At 45.6% G+C, this 22,132-nt stretch carries 18 protein-coding genes and 1 tRNA gene; 9 read left to right on the plus strand and 10 right to left on the minus strand.

Translation table 11 applies throughout. From position 1 onward, the window contains the following. Nucleotides 1-575 precede the first annotated feature (575 nt). The 4 genes from BM607_RS00430 to BM607_RS22040 form a co-directional block, all read right to left on the minus strand. Nucleotides 576-1,580, minus strand: coding sequence for a LacI family DNA-binding transcriptional regulator (locus tag BM607_RS00430; protein WP_071939224.1), 1,005 nt, complete (start codon nt 1,578-1,580; stop codon nt 576-578). Nucleotides 1,581-1,638: 58 nt separating this feature from the next. After that, nucleotides 1,639-2,964: a glycoside-pentoside-hexuronide (GPH):cation symporter gene (locus BM607_RS00435; RefSeq protein WP_071939223.1), complete on the minus strand. Its 1,326-nt coding sequence runs from the start codon at nt 2,962-2,964 to the stop codon at nt 1,639-1,641. A gap of 10 nt (nt 2,965-2,974) precedes the next feature. After that, the gene (locus BM607_RS00440) at nt 2,975-4,330 is read right to left on the minus strand and encodes a GH1 family beta-glucosidase (RefSeq protein ID WP_071939222.1); all 1,356 of its coding nucleotides are present in this window, start codon (nt 4,328-4,330) and stop codon (nt 2,975-2,977) included. 221 nt (nt 4,331-4,551) lie between these two features. Continuing rightward, a complete protein-coding gene (locus tag BM607_RS22040) occupies nt 4,552-4,710 on the minus strand; it encodes a hypothetical protein (protein WP_227257825.1) in 159 nt (52 codons plus the stop codon). Between BM607_RS22040 and BM607_RS00445 the strand changes: the two genes are divergently transcribed. The 4 genes from BM607_RS00445 (at nt 4,709) to BM607_RS00460 (ending at nt 12,086) form a co-directional block, all read left to right on the plus strand. Further along, the gene (locus BM607_RS00445) at nt 4,709-5,893 is read left to right on the plus strand and encodes a sugar MFS transporter (RefSeq protein WP_249269564.1); all 1,185 of its coding nucleotides are present in this window, start codon (nt 4,709-4,711) and stop codon (nt 5,891-5,893) included. The genes BM607_RS22040 and BM607_RS00445 overlap by 2 nt on opposite strands. Before the next feature lie 83 nt (nt 5,894-5,976). Further along, entirely contained in the window at nt 5,977-8,637 is a 2,661-nt protein-coding gene (locus BM607_RS00450) for an exo 1,3/1,4-beta-D-glucan glucohydrolase (protein WP_071939220.1), read from the plus strand. Nucleotides 8,638-8,838: 201 nt separating this feature from the next. After that, nucleotides 8,839-9,735: a fructokinase gene (gene mak, locus BM607_RS00455; protein ID WP_006080720.1), complete on the plus strand. Its 897-nt coding sequence runs from the start codon at nt 8,839-8,841 to the stop codon at nt 9,733-9,735. 230 nt (nt 9,736-9,965) lie between these two features. After that, a complete protein-coding gene (locus BM607_RS00460; RefSeq protein WP_071939219.1) occupies nt 9,966-12,086 on the plus strand; it encodes a methyl-accepting chemotaxis protein in 2,121 nt (706 codons plus the stop codon). 245 nt (nt 12,087-12,331) lie between these two features. On the opposite strand, the gene BM607_RS00465 is transcribed toward BM607_RS00460, so the two are convergent. The 5 genes from BM607_RS00465 to rpsU all read right to left on the minus strand — a co-directional run bounded on the left by BM607_RS00465 (nt 12,332) and on the right by rpsU (nt 17,108). Continuing rightward, nucleotides 12,332-12,408: transfer RNA gene (locus BM607_RS00465), tRNA-Ile, on the minus strand. A gap of 255 nt (nt 12,409-12,663) precedes the next feature. Then, nucleotides 12,664-14,499: an RNA polymerase sigma factor RpoD gene (rpoD, locus tag BM607_RS00470; RefSeq protein WP_006080722.1), complete on the minus strand. Its 1,836-nt coding sequence runs from the start codon at nt 14,497-14,499 to the stop codon at nt 12,664-12,666. A 135-nt stretch (nt 14,500-14,634) separates the two neighbouring features. Beyond that, nucleotides 14,635-16,359: a DNA primase gene (dnaG, locus tag BM607_RS00475; RefSeq protein WP_071939218.1), complete on the minus strand. Its 1,725-nt coding sequence runs from the start codon at nt 16,357-16,359 to the stop codon at nt 14,635-14,637. A gap of 83 nt (nt 16,360-16,442) precedes the next feature. Then, complete coding sequence (locus tag BM607_RS00480) at nt 16,443-16,886, minus strand: GatB/YqeY domain-containing protein (protein WP_006080724.1); 444 nt, start codon at nt 16,884-16,886, stop codon at nt 16,443-16,445. Nucleotides 16,887-16,892: 6 nt separating this feature from the next. Next, the gene (rpsU, locus tag BM607_RS00485) at nt 16,893-17,108 is read right to left on the minus strand and encodes a 30S ribosomal protein S21 (RefSeq protein WP_006080725.1); all 216 of its coding nucleotides are present in this window, start codon (nt 17,106-17,108) and stop codon (nt 16,893-16,895) included. 215 nt (nt 17,109-17,323) lie between these two features. Here rpsU and tsaD point away from each other — a divergent pair, with 215 nt between their 5' ends. Continuing rightward, complete coding sequence (gene tsaD / locus BM607_RS00490; RefSeq protein ID WP_071939217.1) at nt 17,324-18,340, plus strand: tRNA (adenosine(37)-N6)-threonylcarbamoyltransferase complex transferase subunit TsaD; 1,017 nt, start codon at nt 17,324-17,326, stop codon at nt 18,338-18,340. Nucleotides 18,341-18,435: 95 nt separating this feature from the next. On the opposite strand, the gene plsY is transcribed toward tsaD, so the two are convergent. Next, nucleotides 18,436-19,047 carry a glycerol-3-phosphate 1-O-acyltransferase PlsY gene (gene plsY / locus BM607_RS00495; RefSeq protein ID WP_006080727.1) on the minus strand — a complete coding sequence of 204 codons (612 nt, stop codon included), beginning with the start codon at nt 19,045-19,047 and terminating at the stop codon, nt 18,436-18,438. A gap of 268 nt (nt 19,048-19,315) precedes the next feature. Between plsY and folB the strand changes: the two genes are divergently transcribed. The 4 genes from folB to BM607_RS00515 all read left to right on the plus strand — a co-directional run bounded on the left by folB (nt 19,316) and on the right by BM607_RS00515 (nt 22,018). Next, complete coding sequence (gene folB, locus BM607_RS00500; protein WP_006085037.1) at nt 19,316-19,666, plus strand: dihydroneopterin aldolase; 351 nt, start codon at nt 19,316-19,318, stop codon at nt 19,664-19,666. A 69-nt stretch (nt 19,667-19,735) separates the two neighbouring features. Beyond that, nucleotides 19,736-20,239 carry a 2-amino-4-hydroxy-6-hydroxymethyldihydropteridine diphosphokinase gene (folK, locus tag BM607_RS00505; RefSeq protein ID WP_071939216.1) on the plus strand — a complete coding sequence of 168 codons (504 nt, stop codon included), beginning with the start codon at nt 19,736-19,738 and terminating at the stop codon, nt 20,237-20,239. An 18-nt stretch (nt 20,240-20,257) separates the two neighbouring features. After that, nucleotides 20,258-21,058, plus strand: coding sequence for an undecaprenyl-diphosphate phosphatase (locus BM607_RS00510; RefSeq protein ID WP_006080730.1), 801 nt, complete (start codon nt 20,258-20,260; stop codon nt 21,056-21,058). A gap of 117 nt (nt 21,059-21,175) precedes the next feature. Next, nucleotides 21,176-22,018 (plus strand): putative RNA methyltransferase, encoded by an 843-nt coding sequence (locus BM607_RS00515; protein ID WP_071939215.1) that lies wholly within the window; start codon nt 21,176-21,178, stop codon nt 22,016-22,018. The last annotated feature ends 114 nt before the right edge of the window (nt 22,019-22,132 follow it).

The raw sequence follows: 22,132 nt of genomic DNA on the forward strand, positions 1-22,132 counted from the left end.
TAAGCGCTTACATAAAGCTAGTTTAAATTATCAACAGAGTCAACGGTAAGTTACTTTATTGTTGCAATATAATGCGTTTTTTGTTTGTGATGATATTCTAACTCATTGTTTTAAAATAGAACCAGTTTTATATTTTGTTACACATTTATGATGAAATTGGTGAGGAAGGGTGTGCTAAATTCACTTTATGACGTATGAAATGGTGTTTTTACGCTAGGGGGAATGCAAAAATTTGAGGGTTATTTCGCGCGAGCGTGGATGATTGACCATTTCGGCAGTGGTTTTCACGCCTAAAAGGGGAATTATTAAGGCTTTCGTTGGGGCAGAATATAGGTGTTCAAAGGCGATAAATACGGGTTTTAAAGATGCTGAAAAGCATCGTTAACTCATTAAAAGCCCTTTAAAAAGTACGTTATGAGCGAGTTGCACTTGCGTTTATAGACCGTTTTTCACATCGTTTTTGAGTCAAACTTGTTCACTTGTGCACGTAAAATCTAACGAGAAAACGCAATGCCGTGCTCATTCTTGCAGTTCAACATGCTCAGGCTAGAGCAGTGCTAGCCTTCATTTATTCGCTATTTTTCTAGCTTAACTGCTGAATCTCTTACAAATAATGAAGGCGTAAAATGGCTAACAATCTCCACATCGGTTTTATTGTAAACGTGTTTTAGTACCCAGAACGCCGCCATTTTACCCATTTCATGGATGGGGTTACTGACTGAGGTGAGCTTAGGGGAAATATACTGGGGAAACGGGATGTTATCATAACCCATGAAGGACAAATCTTCGGGTACCTTAAGCCCTTGTTCAAGGCAGGTTGAAATCGCTCCCGATGCCATTTGGTCATTGGCGCAAATCACCGCAGTAAACGGCCGTTGCAGGCTGAGTAAATGTCGCATGCCATCGCAACCGCTCGACTCTTTAAATGTCCCTTCGTAGAACAGCTCGCTTTCATAGGGAATGGCCGATTCAGTGAGCGCTTTTTTATGGCCCATCAGGCGCTGCCTAGCGTCTAGTTTGAATAAAGGTCCTGATATATAAGCAATATGTTTATGCCCTAACGACAACATATGCTGAGTCGCGAGGTAACCGCCAAGCTCGTTATCGAGATAAATACAGCGTTCACGTATGGCGGCAACATAGCGGTTAATCAGCACGATTGGCGTGCTGCGCTTACAGAGATCGATAAGATAGTCATCTGAAACCGCTTCCACATCGATAATCAAGGCATCACAGCCGCGATCCAGTAAAAACTGCACCGCATCCTTTTCTAGGGATTCATTGCTTTTACCCGCGGCAATAATGACGTGTTTACCCGCATCACGCAGGGCATCTTCAATTTCAGTCATCATAGGCCCATAAAATGGACCATCCAATTGCGATACCAGGACGCCCACACTATTTGAGCAGTTGGATGCTAATGATTGGGCTATCGCATTGGGGCGATAGTCCAACTGAGCCATAGCGTCTAATACCTTTTGTTTGGTTTTGTCACTGACATTGGTGTTTTTATTCATCACCCGTGACACAGTCGCAAGTGAAACGCCTGCAAGTACCGAAACGTCGTAAATAGTGGCCATATCATCTCAAATTAGAGGTACTGAAAAGTACAATGCCTTGAAGATTAGCATATTTTTATTAGCTGGCTCTATTTAATTCCAGATGGATTTCATCCACTTTCTGGTTATTTAGCGTATAACGACGCATGATAAATGCGACCAAAATTGAGCCGGTAGCGGGATAGAGGGTAAATGAAATTAAGATGCCATTGAGCGTCGTTTCACTCTGAACGGCATCGGCTTGATAGCCATAACTTGCCAGTAACCATCCCGCCGCCGCACCGCCAATCGCGACTCCAAGTTTGATAAAGAAAATCACCGAGGAGTAAATCATGCCTGTGATACGCACGCCGGTTTTGTATTGACCATAATCGACCGTATCCGCCATTTTTGCCCAGAGTAATGGAGTGGCCATATTGAAGGTAAATCCCCAGACAATATAAAGAGTGAAGGCGAGAACGACTTGATCTTTAGGGACAAAAAAGTGCATTAGACACAGGGTCGCGGCTAGGATTTGCAACACAATATAGGCTTTAACCTTACAAACACGCTTAGCTAATGGCTCAGCGAGAATACAGCCAAAAACGTTACCCACCATGCCTAAGGTGATGAAAAGAGTGATCATATCTGGCAGGTTAAGAAAATATTTTACGTAGTAAATGGCGAGGCTAGTGCGCAATACCATGCCGGATAATAGGCAAACTGCAGCGGCGGATAACACTCGCCATTGGTCATTCTGTAATAGATAGGTAAAGTCCTGTTTAAAGCTGGAATTTTGATCCACGGGCGGATGTAAGCGCTCTTTTGTGCCCCAGAAACAGGCCAAAAACATGGCAACACCTAAGATGCTCATTGCGAGAATCGTGAGCTGATACCCTTTTGCTTGGTCACCTTTACCGAGAAATTCGACGAGAGGCAGGGTGAGTCCTGAGACAAGTAAGCCACCGAGCATAGCGAACACAAACCGATAGGATTGCACCGAAACCCGCTCTTTGGGATCGGCCGTCAGTACTCCACCTAAGGCGCAATAGGGAATATTAATGGCGGTATATACCATCATCAATGCTGTGTAAGTCACGAAGGCATAAATCATTTTCCCATCTTCAGATAAATCTGGGGTCGTAAAAGCCAATACACTGATAATCCCAAAGGGCAGGGCAAACCAGAGTAAATAGGGTCTGAATTTACCCCAACGGGTGTTCGTGCGGTCAGCTAATGCACCCATTAAAGGATCGGTGACGGCATCAATCAACCGTACCAGTAGAAACATAGTGCCGACAAAGGCAGGTGAAATACCAAAAATGTCGGTGTAAAAAAAGGTAAGGAACAGCATAACGGTTTGAAAAACGATGTTGCTGGCAGTGTCGCCAAGCCCATAGGCTATTTTTTCTTTTATGCTAATCATGGCTTTAGCCTTATTTATTATTGTTATTAGTTAAGTGAGCCCTTGAGCGAATCAAGTCGCTGTAGGCTTGACCACTGGCCTTTATCGTTCGGGTTTGGCTTGCATAATCCACATAGACAATGCCAAAACGTTTTAAGTAGCCTTCGGCCCACTCAAAATTATCCATCAAGCTCCAGGCAAAGTAACCCTGAATGTTAACACCTTGTACTATGGCATTGTCTACTGCGGTTAAATGGTGCTGGTAATAGCTGAGCCTATCGAAGTCATCGACACGCCCATCAATGCATTTATCGTCCATAGCGGCGCCATTTTCTGTGATGAAAACAGGTGGTAAATCATAGGTTTGATTTAAAGAAACCAGTAAATCGGTAAAGGCCTGTGGATAGATCTCCCAGCCTATGTCGGTTTTAGGTACTCCAGGTAAATCAACTTGCACAAATCCTTGTTCTGCATCGGCCTGATATACGGCGCGGGTATAAAAGTTAACCCCTAAAAAATCAATTGGTTGACTTATAAGCTCAAGGTCACCGTCGTGAATTTCCGGTCTGTCTTCTGGCGCTAATGCTGTGAGAAGGTCTGGGTATGCCGCATCGAAAATGGGCTTGATATACCACTGGTTAAAGTAATCATCGGCTTGCTTTGCGGCCTGAATATCGGCAGCACTTTCTGTCAATGCGTAGCAAGGCGTGAAGTTAAGAACTATGCCATTCATGCTGTTAGGGCTGTTCTTTTGCAATACTTGCATCGCTAAGCCGTGGGCGAGCAATAGGTGGTGAGCCGATTGACGGCCATAGGCTTTTTTCATTAAACCTGGGGCGTGAATGCCTGCCTCATAGCCTAAATATGAGCTGCAAAAGGGTTCGTTTAAAGTGGCGTAGGAATACACTCGGTCGCCGAAGGCTTGGCTTATTTTGTCAGCATAGTCTTTGAAAAGGTAAGCGGTATCTCGGTTTAACCAGCCGCCTTGGTCCTCAATATGTTGAGGAAGATCCCAATGGTAAAGCGTGACAAATGCTTTGATATTTCTACGTTTTAGTTCGTCTAGAATGCCAATGTAGAAATTAACTCCCTGCTGATTAATGCTGCCATCTTGATTTAAGACCCGTCCCCATGCGATGGAAAAACGATAGGCATCAACCCCGAGTGACGCGATTAAGGTGATATCTTCTTGCCATAGATTCAGGTGGTTGCAGGCGACATCGCCATTGGAGGCATCACGGATTTTATCTGGTGTTGCACAGAAGGTATCCCAAATACAGGTTTGGCGAGAGTCCACGCCACCTTCGATTTGAAAGGAAGCGGTTGCAACACCAAAAGTAAACGCTTCGCTTTGGAGTCTCGAGTTCTTTGGTAAAGATATTTTCATATATTCAGTCACTTAATTATATTTTTGAATTCATGCCTGCGATTTAAAACACAGAGTTCAAGATAAAGAGAGTAAAGATGCTTGCCAACTGTCACTAAAAATATTGACTTTGGTTATCGACATGTTAACAATGAAAGCGCTTACATCGAGGTTAGTGACTAATCATAAAAAGGTCAATATGTGATTTGGATAAATTAATCACGCCATTTTGACTAAGAAGATTAAACGTTTTTATCTAGATAATCGGTTGGGGAGAATAGGGCAAACATGGCTATTGCAAATGAAACTGAGGCGAGTTCGGTGAGTGAGGCAGCAACGAGTGTGCACCAGAGTGGCAACTTTAGGTTCGCTTTAGTGGCATTAACATCGTTGTTTTTCATGTGGGGATTCATTACTTGTCTTAACGATATCTTGATACCTTATTTAAAAAACATGTTTGAGCTGAATTACGCCCAAGCCATGTTGGTGCAGTTTTGTTTTTTTGGGGCTTACTTTATTGTCTCAATCCCAGCGGGTGCACTTGTGGGTAAAATTGGCTACCAAAAAGGCATAGTCACTGGGCTTGGTATTGCGTGTTTAGGCTGCTTATTGTTCTATCCTTCGGCGAGTTTCGCCTCCTATTGGATGTTCCTAGGCGCTTTTTTTGTTTTAGCCTCTGGCATTACCATTCTGCAAGTGGCGGCTAATCCCTACGTCAGCGTGCTGGGACCCGCAAAAACCGCGTCATCGAGACTCACTCTGACCCAAGCGTTTAATTCCTTTGGCACCACAGTTGCTCCGTTTTTTGGCAGTTGGTTGATTTTATCGACTTCACATCAAATGACAGGTGAGGCTGCTCCTGACCTTGTAGTCAGCGCTGCGGCCCAAGCGAGCACAGTACAAGTTCCCTATTTGATTTTAGCGGCCAGTTTATTTGTGCTGGCGGTGATTTTTATACTGTTAAAGCTGCCTTTTTTAGGTAAAAAACTGCCTGCGAGCAGTGCTAAAGTGCTGGGCAGTGCATGGCAATTTCCGCATCTTGTTCTCGGTAGCGTGGGGATTTTTGTGTATGTGGGGGCCGAAGTCGCCATTGGCAGTTTTTTGATTAGCTTTTTAGTTCAGCCCGATATTGGCGGTTACACTCACGCCGAAGCTGCACATTACATTGCCTACTATTTTGGCGGCGCTATGGTTGGGCGTTTTATTGGCGCGGCCGTGATGCAAAAAATCAAGGCCGGCAAAGTGTTAGCCTTTAATGCGATTTGTGCTTGCTTGCTGGTGGCCTTAGCCATATTTAGTGCGGGGGCGATGGCGATGTGGGCCTTACTGTTAGTTGGGTTATGTAACTCTATTATGTTCCCGACCATTTTCAGCTTGGCATTACAAGATCTTGAACAACACACCAGCCAAGGTTCTGGCATTTTATGTTTGGCGATTGTGGGCGGCGCGATTGTGCCCTTATTTCAAGGTATGTTAGCCGATCATTTTGGTATCCAATTGGCCTTTATCTTACCGCTGATTTGCTATGGCTTTATCGCCTATTACGGGGCTAAGGGCTGTGATGCCCCAAGACCAAGATTTTAAATCAATTAAAACACGACGATTAAACACATGGATGCGCACACGGCGTGTGTATTAAGACATTTTATTTTTTGAGGGCGAGAATTATGAGCGTTATCGCATTGAGACCCAAAACCTTTAGCTTGAGTTTATTGGCTGTGCTGACCTGCGCCAGTTTAAGCGGATGCAGTAAAACAGAGCAGATAAAAGCAGCTGACAGTCAGTCTGTTAAGCCTAGTGATGTGGCCGCATCTAGCTCACCCAATAGCCCCAATGGCTACAGCATCGATGGTAAGTCTACCGATATTAATATTTGGCCGCAGTTAACTATCCCCCATAAAAATCAGCCAGATGTTGAAAAGCGAGTTGCAGATTTATTAGGCAAAATGACGCTAGAGCAGAAAGTTGCGCAGATGATCCAACCTGAGATCCGCGATATCACGGTCGAAGATATGCGTAAATACGGTTTTGGCTCTTATTTGAATGGTGGCGGTTCTTACCCGAACCAAGATAAACATGCGACGCCGGCAGATTGGATTGCCTTAGCCGACGCTATGTTTCAAGCTTCAATGGATGACTCGCTCGATGGCATCAGTATTCCAACCATGTGGGGCACGGATGCGGTTCATGGTCACAACAATGTGATTGGCGCAACACTGTTCCCACATAACATAGGGTTAGGTGCGGCCCATCATCCTGAGCTTATTCAGCAAATTGCAGCAATCACTGCCAAAGAAGTCATGGTGACGGGGATTGATTGGGTATTTGCACCGACTGTCGCTGTGGTGCGTGATGACCGCTGGGGACGAACCTACGAGGGGTATTCAGAAGATCCTGTCATCGTTAAATCCTATTCGCACGCGATTGTTGAGGGATTACAAGGGGGCAATGATAAAGACTTCTTATCAGATCAGCATGTTATCGCTACTGTAAAACATTTCTTAGGGGATGGTGGTACCGAAGGCGGGGATGATCAGGGCGATAATATCGCATCCGAACAAGCCTTGTTTGATATTCATGCCCAAGGTTATGTCGGCGGGTTAACTGCAGGCGCACAAACGGTAATGGCCTCATTCAATAGCTGGCACGGCGCTAAAAATCACGGTAATCCTTATTTATTGACCGATGTACTTAAGGCTCGCATGGGCTTTGATGGCTTTGTCGTTGGCGATTGGAATGGACATGGGCAGGTTGAAGGTTGCAGTAACGAATCCTGTCCTCTGGCCGTTAATGCGGGCTTAGACGTATTTATGGTGCCTACGGCCGCATGGAAACCCTTATATGAAAACACTATCGCGCAAGTTAAGTCGGGTTTGATCAGCCAAGCGCGGATTGATGATGCAGTGAGTCGTATCCTGCGCGTAAAAATTCGGGCGGGATTATTTGAAAAGCCAAGTCCAGCTAAGCGTCCTTTATCGGGTAAAACCGAGTTGATTGGCCAAGCTAGCCACAGGGATGTTGCGCGCCAAGCGGTGCGTGAATCATTGGTATTATTGAAAAATAATCAGCATTTACTGCCGCTATCGCCCAAAGCTAAGGTACTCGTCGCGGGTGATGCCGCCGATAATATTGGCAAGCAATCGGGTGGTTGGTCTATTACTTGGCAGGGTACAGATAACCAAAATGCAGATTTCCCTGGAGCGACATCGATATATGCCGGTATAGCAAAGGCGGTTTCTGCCAGCGGTGGTAGCGCAGTGCTAAGTGTTGACGGTCAGTTTGATACGGCGAATAAACCCGATGTGGCGATTGTCGTATTTGGTGAAGAGCCCTATGCCGAGGGCAATGGAGATATCGATAATCTTGAATATCAAAGGGGGAATAAGCGTGACTTAGCTTTATTACAAAAGCTCAAAGCCGCAGGGGTTCCTGTGGTCTCTGTGTTTATTAGCGGCAGACCTTTGTGGGTCAATCCTGAGCTTAATGCCTCTGACGCCTTTGTCGCCGCTTGGTTGCCTGGCACCGAAGGCGCAGGGATTAGCGAAGTGTTATTCACTCAAGCTAATGGCGATGTTCAGTATGATTTTACTGGTAAATTGTCTTTCTCATGGCCGTCGACACCGCAGCAAACTCAAGTGAATGTTCACGACAGTGATTATTCGCCATTACTTCCCTATGGCTATGGCCTGAGCTATGCGGATAAGGCAAATAGTACTGCGCCTGCGATATTATCGAATAGTTTGTCTGAAGATAATTTCAGTGAACAAGTGCAACTCAGCCAGAAGCCGTTATTCGAGCGTGCCGTTAAGGCGCCTTGGAAAATGCTGATTGGCAGTGTTGAAGGTGACAAGGTTTCGATGGAACCTATCGCCAGCAGCGTGCAGTCGAATGATGTTGTCACGATTAAAACCTTTGATAAACAAGTACAAGAAGATGCACGCCATGTCAGCTTTAACGGTAAGGCGCTTGGTTTTGTGAGTTTGCAGGGGAACTTCCCTGAAGACTTACGGGCTTATCTGGCGAGCAAGTCAGTGTTGAGTATGCAGGTCAAAGTCGGTTCATCGATTACAGCGCCTGTTAATGTTGGCATGACCTGCGAAGGCGATTGTCGAGCCGATGTGGATATCAGTACTCAATTAAGCGCATTAAGCCTTGATACTTGGAGTGAACTAAACATAGATCTCACTTGCTATCAGGCGCAGGGGATCGATTTTGGTAAAATTATCTCGCCTTTCACATTGTCATCATCGGGCGCTGTGGATATCAGTTTTAGCGATATCACCTTAAAGCCAAAAACGGCGAGTATGGCGTCAGTCGAGTGTCCGTAATGTAACACCCCAAGGCGCAGTGGGTCGTTTAAATGACGACTGTGCCTTCATTGTTTGCTGTAATAAACAGCCTTTACTTTGACAGGGGCTAATGTTGTTTTTGACCTGAGGCAGTTTTCAATTACAGTGTATGGCATCAGGCAGTAGAGCCGAGCTTCACTGAGCCGCTTTGCGTTAAATATATTGAGATGGAGTAAGTTGATGTTACGAATTGGTATCGATCTTGGCGGCACAAAAATCGAGTTAGTCGCATTGGATGACGATGGTAAAGAAGTGTTTCGTAAACGCATCCCAACGCCAAGAGAATATGTTGCTACAGTCGATGCATTAGTCGCACTCGTGACAGAAGTCGAAGAGAGCCTGCAACAAACCGCCACAATAGGCATAGGTATTCCAGGGGTGATTTCTCCTTTTACTGGCCTAGTTAAAAATGCCAATTCAACGTGGATCAATGGCCATCCCCTCGATGTGGATCTGGGCGCTCGATTAAACCGTAAGGTGAAAATCGCTAATGATGCGAACTGTTTTGCCGTATCAGAAGCGGTCGATGGCGCAGCTGCTGGCAAGTCAGTGGTCTTTGGCGCCATTATTGGTACTGGATGTGGTGCAGGTATCGCCATCAAAGGCCAAGTGCATGATGGTGGTAATGGCATAGGCGGTGAGTGGGGGCATAATCCTTTACCTTGGATGAAAGCCGATGAATTTAATACCACGACGTGTTTTTGTGGTAACAGAGACTGCATCGAGACGTTTATCTCAGGGACGGGTTTTGTACGCGATTTTCGCGCAGCAGGTGGCGTTGCTGACAGCGGTATTGAAATCGCCCAAATGATGCAAGCGGGCGATCCGCTGGCGACTCAAGCATTTGATCGCTTTATTGACCGTTTAGCCCGCTCATTGGCCCATGTGATCAATATGATGGATCCTGATGTAATCGTCCTTGGCGGCGGAGTGTCCAACATCGATGCCATTTACACTGAATTGCCAAAAGTTTTACCGCTATATGTGGTTGGCCGTGAGTGTCACACTCCGGTTGTTAAAAACTGTTATGGCGCTTCATCGGGCGTACGTGGTGCCGCTTGGTTGTGGGGACGCTAACTTTAACCTTAATTTGAAATAGTGTTTGATATTTAAGGCCGAATTCATTTATTTGAATTTGGCCTTTTTTTGATTTTGTCATTCTAAAGTTTTACATTTCATTAGCAAATCTTTATCTTAAGTGCTGGTAATTCTTACGCTAAGTGCTATTTTTAATGCTGGGTAGAAAGTATAAAAATGAATTAGATCATAATAATTACGCTATTGTCGTTCTCTTGGGAGTTTACTAGATGAAGCATTTGTCCATCAGTACTAAGTTGTTGTGGATTACATCAGCATTATTTTTATCGATAGTGGCTATTTTATCTATCAGTTTATGGTGGACGCTGTCGGCTCAAAACGCACAATTGTCGGATCAAGTTCAAAATACCCTACAAACGGAAACTCGGGATAAACTCGAAGCCCGCGCCGGTGAATATGGTGAAATGGTCGCCGGATTTATCAATGAAGCCTACCGAATTCCTTTCTCTTTTGCGGGTATGCTTGAAAGTACCGCTGACGAATTACCTTTAAAGCGCGACCGCTTAGAACTCGCAGTGGCGGCAGTGCTGAAGAAGAATGCGCAAGTCTCTTCCATGTATGCCCAGTTCGAACCTAATGGTTATGATGGGCTCGACAGTGAGTTTTTGAATGTTAATGTCAGTCACAGTGTGGCGACATCTGGCGCTCTAGAGGTCTATTACACCCGTAACGACGATGGCACTGTGGAGCATAACCAAGTTGAAGATTCAGCAGAAAAGTACCTCACTAGCTTAAATGAGTTTGGGATCCGTGATGCTGAATGGTATTTATGTGGTAAAGAAACCTTAAAGCCCTGCCTAATGGAGCCTTATTTATACGAGATCACTCCAGGAAACAAAGCATTAATGACCTCGTTGACTGTGCCCGTGCTTAAACATAAGCAATTTATCGGTATAGTCGGTGTAGATGTAAACTTGCCAGTGTTTCAAACCCTTATCGATAAGTTATCCAAAAGCCTCTACGATGGACAAGCGAAAGTCACTTTGCTGAGCACCCGCGGTTTAGTGGTCGCGGCCAGTCATTACAGTAAAAAGGCGCGTCCATTAGCTGAGTCGATAAATCCAACTCTCGCCTCGCAAATTATCTCGTTGCACAAGAATTCCGGCTACATGGTTAACGATGATGAAATTATTGTTGCCTACCCCATTAAGATCCCGCTAGCGAATGCCGAGTGGTCCTTAGTTATCCAAGTGCCGACTGCACAGGCGTATAAGAGCTCGATTGAGCTAAATAATGATATGGATGAGATGGCGACTTCCCTAGGCAGTTTGCTGCTGATCGTGGGTATTGTGGTATCGATTGCCGCTGTGATTACCATTAGCTTAGTGATCCGTAGCATTATCTCACCATTGAGGATGATCCAGGGCCGTGTAGAGCATCTTGCGAGTGCCGATGGCGATTTAACGCAATCGATTGAGGTTGATTCTCATGCTGAATTGATTGCGTTAGCAAAAGGTTTCAACTCTTTTATTTATAAACTTAAAAATCTGATTGCCGAGCTGAAAACGCTTGCGAGCCGCTCTCAGGAGGAAAGCCAAGCCTCGGCAAAAATTGCGCAGCTCACCCGTGACAGTGTGAATCGCCAGTACGGTGAAATTGAGAGTGTGGTAACGGCTGTGAACCAAATGAGTGCTACTGCACTTGAAGTTGCTAAGGCGTCTGAGCAAACGGCGGCAGAAACTGAAGCCATGTCGCGCAACATTCGTCACAGTGAAGAGAGCCTGACTAAGGCAATGGGTTTTGTCGCGACTATGTCTCAGGAGTCTATGGAGGCTAAGCTGGCGGTGAGTAAAGTGGCTGAAAGCAGTATGAACATCAGTCGTATCCTTGAGGTGATAAGCTCCATTGCCGCACAGACAAACCTGTTGGCACTCAATGCTGCGATTGAAGCTGCAAGGGCGGGCGAGCAGGGACGAGGCTTTGCTGTGGTGGCTGACGAAGTGCGGGCGCTGGCATCTAAGACTCAAAGCTCGACGAACGACATTAGTACCCTTATCGACGCACTGCAAAAAGAAGTCCAAAGCGCTTCTGGCATCATAGATAAAGGCGCTGAGCGGGCACAAATGGCCGTATCTCAAACTGAGCAAGCGTTAAACTCATTGAATTCAATGGTGAGTCAGATTGGGGAGATTTCGGGCCAAGTGACTCATATAGCCGCCGCCGCAGAAGAGCAGAGTGCGGTGACTGAAGAGGTTAATCGCAATATCACAGGGATTTCTGACTCTGCTTCTGAACTTGCACGTCTTGCGGGTGAAGCACAGCAAAGCAGCGTAGTTTTAGCAAACTTAGTGAAGCAGCAGCATGAGCAGTTAGGTAAGTTAAAAACCTAGTACGCAGAGGTTTACTGAATTAGCGCATTGATTTTAAATAGGCTCTTTGATTGTGTTGTTGGTTAAGCACTGATCAAAAGGCCTATTTTTATGGCAATGGTAAATACCAAAGAACAGGCTGAAGCCATAAAATAGTCAGCGAGCGAGCCAGCTGTAAATGTATGATGATTATGCGATGATTGGCAGGACAAATATTTTAGATACAAAAAAGCCCATTTTTCAATGGGCTTTTTTGTTGAATCGGGTGGTGGCCCCTCACGGACTTGAACCGTGGACCTAACGATTATGAGTCGTGTGCTCTAACCAACTGAGCTAAGGGGCCGACTTAAGGTAATCGTCATTACCTGAAGCGGGAGGAAGTATACTAAGCTTACTTACGCTTGTCACCCGTGTTTTGGCTGGAAATTCACGCAACTGATTCAATTGGTTATCTGTTAATCAACTTAAATGCCATCGTCGGCTAAATTTAATGCTTTCATAGCGTGCTTATGCGGATATTGGCGCGGGAGAGGCAATAAAAAGCCCTGCATAGGCAGGGCTTCAAATCTTACTTAGCTGACTTTAGGCTTATAACGGCCTATTCATCTAGGAATGATTTTAAGATTTCTGAGCGTGAAGGGTGACGCAGTTTGCGCAGTGCCTTAGCTTCAATCTGACGAATACGTTCACGGGTTACGTCGAACTGCTTACCCACTTCTTCAAGAGTGTGGTCAGTGTTCATATCGATACCAAAACGCATACGCAATACTTTCGCTTCACGGGCGGTTAGACCTGCTAACACTTCGTGAGTGGCGTTTTTCAAGCTTTCGCTGGTCGCTGAGTCCAGTGGTAGTTCGAGGGTTGTATCCTCGATAAAATCACCTAAATGCGAATCTTCATCGTCACCGATTGGGGTTTCCATGGAGATAGGTTCTTTAGCGATTTTCAGTACCTTACGGATCTTATCTTCCGGCATCATCATACGCTCAGCCAGTTCTTCAGGTGAAGGCTCACGGCCCATTTCCTGTAGCATTTGGCGAGAAATACGGTTCAGCTTGTTGATCGTTTCGATCATGTGTACTGGAATACGAATCGTACGCGCTTGGTCGGCAATTGAACGAGTAATCGCCTGACGGATCCACCAAGTTGCATAGGTCGAGAACTTATAGCCACGGCGGTATTCAAATTTATCCACGGCCTTCATCAAGCCAATGTTACCTTCTTGGATTAAGTCCAAGAATTGCAGACCACGGTTGGTGTATTTCTTCGCGATAGAAATTACCAGACGTAAGTTGGCTTCAACCATTTCTTTCTTCGCACGGCGCGCTTTGGCTTCACCGATTGACATACGACGGTTGATGTCTTTAATGGCAGAAATCGCTAAGCCGGTTTCTTCTTCAACTGCTGCAAGCTTGGTACGACAACGGATCACGTCGTCTTCAACCATTCTTAGGCCTTCGGCATAAGGTTTAGTTGAGGCTTTCTCAGTGTTGAACCAATCGAGGTTGGTTTCGTTGCCAGTGAAGAGTTTGACGAAGTTTTTCTTCGGCATTTTGGCTTGTTCAACGCACAGTTTTAACACTAAACGTTCTTGAACACGTACGCGATCCATCATAGTGCGCATGCTTTTCACTAAACGGTCAAACTGTTTAGGTACTAAGCGGAATTCTTTGAAGATTTCACCAATTTCGAATAGTGCTTTTACCGATTCAGGGTGTTCACGGCCCTTAGCTTCGATAATTTTCAGTGCACTTTCGTAGGCAGTTCTCAGTTGACCGAATCTTTCGCGTGCTTCTTCAGGATCAGGCCCTTTGTTGCCTTCTTCTTCATCTTCAGTGTCGTCGTCATCTTCTTCGTCATCTTCATCTTCCAGCTCTTCTTCAGATAATTCTGAGCCGATGTGAGTGGCGGTCGGTGCAACGTCTTCGTCAGGGTTAACAAATCCAGAGATAATATCAGATAAGCGCAGTTCGTCGGCTTCAAATTGGTCGAATTGCTCAAGGATCATAGCGATCGCTTGTGGGTATTCGGCGACTGAACTTTGAACTGTGTTGATGCCTTCTTCGATGCGTTTGGCGATAACAATTTCGCCTTCGCGGGTCAGAAGCTCAACGGTACCCATTTCACGCATGTACATGCGTACGGGATCGGTTGTGCGGCCAAGTTCGCTTTCTACTGTTGCCAGTGCGGCAGCGGCTTCTTCAGCGGCATCTTCGTCTGTGTTGTCTTCCGACATCATCATGTCATCGGCATCAGGGGCTTCTTCGAACACCCGAATACCCATGTCATTTATCATCTGGATAATATCTTCGATCTGGTCAGAATCGACCATGTCTGCAGGTAAGTGATCGTTCACTTCTGCATAGGTTAAGTAACCTTGCTCTTTACCTTTGGCAAGCAACAGCTTAAGTTGCGACTGCGGAGTATGATCCATAGATATCATCCAAGTTGGGAAACTGTTACAACGACGGACACTTAGCATGAGCTAAGTGCCGCGCAAATCGTCAATTATAGCCGTGTGCACATGTCTGTGCTAGTCACTGGGACAGTGAATGAGGACATTTTTGCCTCAGTTTAACCCTTTCATGACTGAGATCAGCTTCGAGAGCTGCATCTTCTCTTCTTTAGTATGAGTCTGTTTTAGACTCAATTCCTGATATCGTTGTTCAATATATTGATTGTTCAACCAAACCAGGGTTTGTTTAAACTTTTCGAGCAAGTTTTCATCCGCCACTTGATGGTCCCATTGGGCCAATTTATGGAGAGTGCCGCTGTAAGGGTGCTCTCTGAATTGTTCAAGTAGTTGTGCGCTGTTTAACGTTTGCTCTCGAGTCATCTTCAATAACAGTGGCAGCAATTCTATGCCTGGCATCTGCAAGTGGGCGAGTGCGGGTTGTGGGGGTAAGCCCATACCCAGTTTAGGATGTTGTACTAGCAGTGCGATGGCGAGTCGCAATGGTGTACCGCGTCCTTTTAATCCTTTATTTGCCATCGGTTTAGCTTGTTTCACGCTAAAGCCTAGCTTCTTTTTCATATCTTCTGAGCTGTTCATTCCTAACTTGTGAGCTAAGTTCTCAAGTAGTAAATTTTGCAGCACAGTGTCTTGAATTTTTTCAATTAAGATAAAAGCTTGTTTCGCTAAGTTGCCTTTATCTGTACCGTATTTTGTCGCTAACGTATCAAACAGAAACTCGGGTAGTGCAATGGCTGAAACCATTAAGGTTTCAAATGCATCTTTACCAATCTTACGTACCATAGAATCAGGATCTTCGGCCTGAGGCAGGAACATAAATCGCACTTGATCGCCTGGCTTTAATAATGGCAATGCCGTTTCCAAGGCACGCCAAGCCGCTTCAGTACCCGCTCTGTCGCCGTCGTAACAGCAAATCACTTCTTTAGCGCTGCGCAGCAAAAGCTGAAATTGCTCCGCCGTCGTCGAGGTGCCTAATGATGCGACAGCATAATCGACACCAAATTGCGCCAACGCCACCACATCCATATAGCCTTCAACGATCAGTACTTTGTCAGGATCGCGATAGCGTTGCTTTAGTTCATAGAGACCATAAAGCTCATTGCCCTTATGAAATATGGGCGTTTCTGGAGAATTCAAGTATTTGGGTGTGCCATCACCTAAAACTCTGCCACCAAAACCAATGACTCGTCCGCGTCTGTCGCGGATAGGAAACATGAGGCGGTCACGAAATCTGTCGTAACGTTTCCCACTGTCGTTGCTAATTAACATTCCCGCAGTCAGTAACTTATCCTGCGCATCTTGATTCTGACGATAGCGGCCCAATAAGCCGTCCCAACCGTCTGGCGCAAAGCCAATACCAAAATGTTCGACTACATCATCGGATAAACCGCGATAGGCAAGATAATCGATAACTTTTTGTTTATCTTGGTGTTGTCTAAGTTGGTTTTGAAAGTAAAGGCTCGCTTCTTCCATGAGTTGGTATAAGTCACGACTTAAACCGTCATCATGTCGCTTGCCTGTGCCTTGTTCTCTGGGAACCTCTAATCCAAGCTGGCCCGCCAAATCTTCAATGGCATCAATAAAATCGAGTCGGTCATACTCCATCACAAAATCGATGGCGTTGCCGTGAGCACCGCAGCCAAAGCAATGATAGAACTGTTTATCACGGCTGACGGTAAACGAAGGTGATTTTTCGCTATGAAAAGGACAACAGGCCGAGTAGTTCTTACCCGCCTTTTTCAAGGGCACCTTACGATCGATAAGTTCGACTATGTCAGTGCGAGCGATTAGCTCATTGATAAAATCACGAGGTATTGCCATTGAGTGCTTAAAATCCCGCCTTGCGCGAATTTAAACAAACAAGCCGCGCATAGGCACGGCTTGTTCATACAGTGAAACGCTAATTATTGCAATTTAGCACGGATCATAGCGCCGATAGCGCCCATGTCTGCACGTCCTTGCACTTTAGATTTCAATGCTCCCATTACTTTGCCCATATCCGCCATGGCGGATGCACCTACTTCTACAATAGTTGCATCGATGAGCGCCGCGACTTCCGCCTCTGTAAGAGGGGTAGGCAGGAAAGCTTCAATAACTTGAATCTCTGCTGCTTCCACGTCGGCCAACTCGTTACGACCCGCTGCTTCAAATTGAGCAATCGAGTCACGACGTTGTTTCACCATTTTGGTTAAGACCGCTATAACCTGTTCATCAGTCAGAGATTCGCGGGTATCCACTTCAATCTGTTTGATGGCGGCTAATGCCATACGAATAGTGCTCAAGCGCGCCTTCTCTTTGGCGATCATGGCTTGCTTCATGTGGTCTTTTAGCTGATCAATTAGGCTCATATGAGATTAATATAAACGTACGCGACGTGCGTTTTCGCGAGAAAGCTTCTTAGCTAAACGTTTAACTGCAGCTGCTTTTGCGCGCTTACGTGCAGTAGTTGGCTTCTCGTAGAATTCACGAGCACGCACGTCGGCTAAAATACCAGCTTTTTCACAAGAGCGCTTGAAACGACGCAGAGCTACGTCGAATGGTTCGTTTTCACGTACTTTAATAATTGGCATACGCCATCACCCCTTAGGTGTAGGTTGTTCTGGTTCAATTACTCGAACCAAGTCTATTTAAAATGGTGCGGAATTTTATACCGAGACACCTAGGCTTGTAAAGCCCTAAAACTGAGCTCAGTCCTATAGTGGACTCAATATGGCCTGTGCGACTGGAGTAATCGAGCGCTTGCAGGTAGAATTAGCGCCCTTTTGTTAGCAATTGATGAGACACCATGCGGGTTCTAGGTATTGAAACATCTTGTGACGAGACAGGTATCGCCGTCTATGACGATGAACTGGGCTTATTATCGCACACTTTATACAGTCAGGTTAAGTTGCATGCTGACTATGGTGGTGTGGTGCCTGAGTTGGCGTCGCGTGACCATGTACGCAAAATTGTGCCGCTTATTCGTCAAGCGCTGAAAGATGCGAATACTGAAATGGCTGATCTCGACGGGATTGCCTATACCAAGGGCCCAGGTTTAATTGGTGCTTTGCTTGTCGGCGCCTGTGTGGGGCGTTCACTGGCTTTTGCTTGGGACAAGCCTGCAATCGGTGTGCACCATATGGAAGGGCACTTGCTGGCGCCTATGCTCGAAGATGACGCGCCTGAGTTCCCCTTTGTGGCCTTATTAGTCTCTGGTGGCCATTCTATGTTGGTTAAAGTCGATGGGATTGGCCGCTATGAAGTGTTAGGTGAGTCGGTTGACGATGCCGCGGGTGAAGCATTCGATAAAACTGCCAAGTTGATGGGGCTGGATTATCCCGGCGGTCCGCGCTTAGCGAAACTGGCCGCTAAAGGCTTACCCGCAGGCTATAAGTTCCCGCGTCCTATGACCGACAGACCCGGACTCGATTTTAGCTTTTCGGGCTTAAAAACCTTTACCGCCAATACCATTGCCGCTGAACCTGACGATGAACAAACTCGTGCCAATATTGCCCGCGCCTTTGAAGAAGCTGTCGTTGATACATTAGCGATTAAATGTCGCCGTGCGCTGAAGCAAACAGGCTATAACCGCTTAGTGATCGCCGGTGGTGTGAGTGCGAATACGCGCTTAAGAGAAACCTTAGCCGAAATGATGAGCTCGCTTGGTGGACAAGTATTTTATCCCCGCGGCGAGTTTTGTACCGATAACGGCGCCATGATTGCTTTTGCGGGATTACAGCGTTTAAAGGCGGGACAACACGAAGATTTAGCGGTAAAAGGTCAACCTCGCTGGCCGTTAGATACCTTGCCACCAGTGGCATAACACGCCTTTGATGCCGATGTATTAATGCTGAAATAAAAAACTGCGCTTTTAGCGCAGTTTTTTATTGGGGTAATTTTATTGGGCGTAATGTGATCTCAAGATTTTTTTGGACGCTTCTTGCGTGACACTTTAGATTCTTCACCCTTGAGTAAGCGCTGAATATTGTCTTTATGGCGAATGATGATAAGTGTCGACAACATGGCAACGGGAATGGTGAATCTGTCGTCTAGCCACCAAGTATAAAGGGGCGCTAGTAAAGCGGTAAGGATTGCTGCAAGGGACGAGTAGCGGCTAATTAACAATAGGACGACCCAAGATGCCATTAAGCAAATCGCTAAATCATCACCAATAGGAGCCATAGCACCAAAGGCGGTAGCAACGCCTTTGCCACCTTTAAATCCAAAAAATACTGGATAAATATGCCCAAGACAGGCGGCGATGGCGATGAGCCCGAGTGACACTGCATCTATGCCCATGAGATAAGCTAAATAAGAAGGCACTGCACCTTTGAGCATGTCGAAAAACAATACCATGGCAGCCGAACTCGCGCCGCCAATTCGCAGTACATTGGTGGCTCCTGGATTGCCTGAACCTTGCAATCTTGGATCGGGTAGACCTCTCATCCTACAAACCAGCACGGCACTTGAGATTGAACCAGCCAAATAGGCGGCCAAAATCATCAAAAGTGTCTGTGTTAATGGACTCACATTGGTTTCCTTACGCGTCTTAAGGTATTATCGCGCAACAATTTAAAAAGCTGACTCAGTTGTCAATCCCGCTATAGGTTTGTGCGATAACTCGCCTAGTTGGGGCTGAGATATTTTCTGAATGAGCAAATCCTTTTAGGGCGTTATCCTACTGTGGATTGGCTCGAGTAGAAAGTAAATTAGTTATCTGTCAGAAGATTGCGGATTATACAGCTAGGATCGCTTTTAGCTTATCAGACCTCATAGTAGTCAGTTAGTTGGAGAAAGCATGGATAAGGTACTTATACGGCAATTGCGCATTGATACTGTGATTGGTGTCTATGAGTGGGAAAAGACAATCCATCAGAGCCTGTTATTAGACTTAGACATGGCGTGGGATAACAAACCTGCCGCAGCGACGGATGATTATCAATATGCGCTGTGCTATGAGACAGTTTCCAATCGATTAACCCAACTTGTTACTGAGCATCCAATCGAGTTAATCGAAACGGTTGCCGAGCGAGTGGCCGATTGCCTACTTCAAGAATTTAACGTGACTTGGGTGAAAGTTGTCGTGATGAAGCCAGGCGCGGTAGCAACTGCAGCTTCGGTTGGCGTCGAGATTGAACGTTCACGTTAGATGAGTACTTGATCAACTGCGCTGTTGATTGAGAAATAGTGTTTATCTTCAGATAAATCGGACATTAGCATGGCACGTATTTATATCAGTCTGGGTAGCAATATTGAGCCTGAACAGCATCTGCAAGCAGGATTAACATCGCTGCGAGCGTTTTTCGGGCCGCTGCGCCTCTCTTCTATGTATGAAAGTGAAGCAGTAGGTTTCAGTGGCACTAACTTTTTGAATATGGTTGCTAGTGCTGAAACTGATCTTAATATAGCGGCGGTAGTTGCACAGTTTAAGCAAATCGAGCAGAATCACGGCCGGCTTGCCGGGGCGAAGAAATTTAGCCCAAGAACCTTAGATTTAGATCTGCTGCTTTATGACCATGTAGTATGCCAAACACCTGTTGTGCTGCCCCGTGCTGAGATAGTCAATAATGCCTTTGTGTTATGGCCATTAGCCGAGTTAGCGCCGGAATTGATTCATCCCGTGGTAGACAAAAGCTATGCACGTTTGTGGCAAGAGTATGACAAAGATTCACAGCGACTTTGGCCTGTGACGTTTGAATGGCCCCCAGGGCTGACGTTTTAATTTATTGATAGGATTGTCATGGATACGTTTCAGGTCATTATTTTAGCGCTTATTCAAGGGCTAACCGAGTTTTTACCTATTTCTAGTTCTGCGCACTTAATTTTACCCGCACAGCTTTTAGGCTGGGAAGATCAAGGTTTATCCTTCGATGTGGCGGTGAATACCGGTTCGTTATTTGCTGTGGTAATTTATTTCAGACACGAGTTATGGACTATGTTTAATGCTTGGATTGCGAGCATTTTCAGAGGTCAACAATCCGAAGACAGCAAGCTGGCGTGGTGGATTATTCTGGCGACCTTGCCAGCGGTGTTTTTTGGTTTTCTGGCAAAGGATTTTATCGCGACTCACCTACGTAATGCTGAGGTCATCGCGGTCACTACCGTTGTATTTGGTTTGTTGTTGTGGTGGGCCGATAAGATGTCGCGCCGCGATTTAACGGTATATCAGACGGGCTGGCGTAAAGCCTTGTTAATTGGTTTCGCGCAGGCATTGGCCTTGATCCCAGGGACTTCGCGCTCTGGTGCCACTATGACAGCGGCGCTAATGTTAGGCTTAAGTCGTGATGCAGCGGCTCGCTTTTCATTCTTAATGTCAGTTCCTGTGAGTTTAGGTGCGGCGATTTTAGTGGGTAAAGATCTGGCGAAAAGTGAGCTTCCGATTGATTATCAAGCGTTAATCCTAGGAACTCTGATTTCGTTTGTTGCAGCTTATGCCTGTATTCATTACTTCTTAAAAATCATCAGCCGCATGGGAATGACCCCGTTTGTGATCTATCGTTTAGCACTCGGTGCAGTCTTGTGTGGATTTATCTTCTTCTAGCCACGCGAGTTTGGTCATCATAGTGAGATAATAAATAATAGAATCGGGTCATGTACCCGATTTTTGTTTTTGGAGCTTCCTCATTTTCTGAAGCTTAACTTATTTTTGGAGCTTTATATGGGTCTCGAATATCAATGTCCAACCTGCGGACTTGCGTTAAAACAACACAAAGCCTCCCAAGGTTTTTATTGTGTCAATAAGCATCACTTCGATCGGAATGAGCAAGGCTATTGGGTTTTTACTAAACCACAACGCCAAAAGCCGACTGGTGATTCGCGCGAGCAAGTTAGAGCTAAGCGTTTTCTACTCGAATCAGGCATATTTTCGCCTTTGATCGATAAACTGGCTGAGATAATTACTGGATCTATTACGCCTGATGCTTGTTTATTGGATTATGAATGCGCTGAGGGCTTCTTCTTGCGTGCTTTAGCTTCCAAGCTGGCTGAGGTCGAAAATTCGCTAAACGTCCAGTACGTGGGCGTAGCGGACGCAGAAAATACCATTTTTGCTGCCGCGAAGGCGCAGACTCCTGGGATCTTGTGTTTAAGCTCTTCTAAAAAATTACCCTTTATCGATAATTGTGTGGATTTTATTACTGTTATTGATCGGCCGTTAAAGGGAAAAGAGTCTGTTAGGATATTGAAAGACGATGGGACCATGTTACTGGTTATGCCTGGGCCACGACACCTATGGCAGCTCAGGGAATATATTTATTCTGACTTGGCTGAAAAACCTTTCAAAGTGAATTTGCCCTCTGCATTATCGGTAAAAGACACTCAGGCACTGAGCTTCACCTTATCTGTTACCGGTGAGCAGGCATTAACGCTATTGGATATGGCGCCTTATGCGTGGCGTGCAACTGACAAGATGAAGCACGATATTCAAGCTAATCATTTTGAGTCGTTGGAAATTGACTATGTATTAGTCTCAGCACATAAACGCGTGGTTGAATCGCTATAGGTTAAAATCTGCAGTTGATGCGGTTAATTTTAAGCCAATTCATAGACTTAGTTCGATGGTTTTTAGATGCTTTAAAAGGCTATATTACTCAAGTCTATGATTCTGTTTGACGTT

This window comes from Shewanella sp. SACH (assembly GCF_001887095.2).
Classification (GTDB): Bacteria; Pseudomonadota; Gammaproteobacteria; order Enterobacterales; family Shewanellaceae; genus Shewanella; species Shewanella baltica.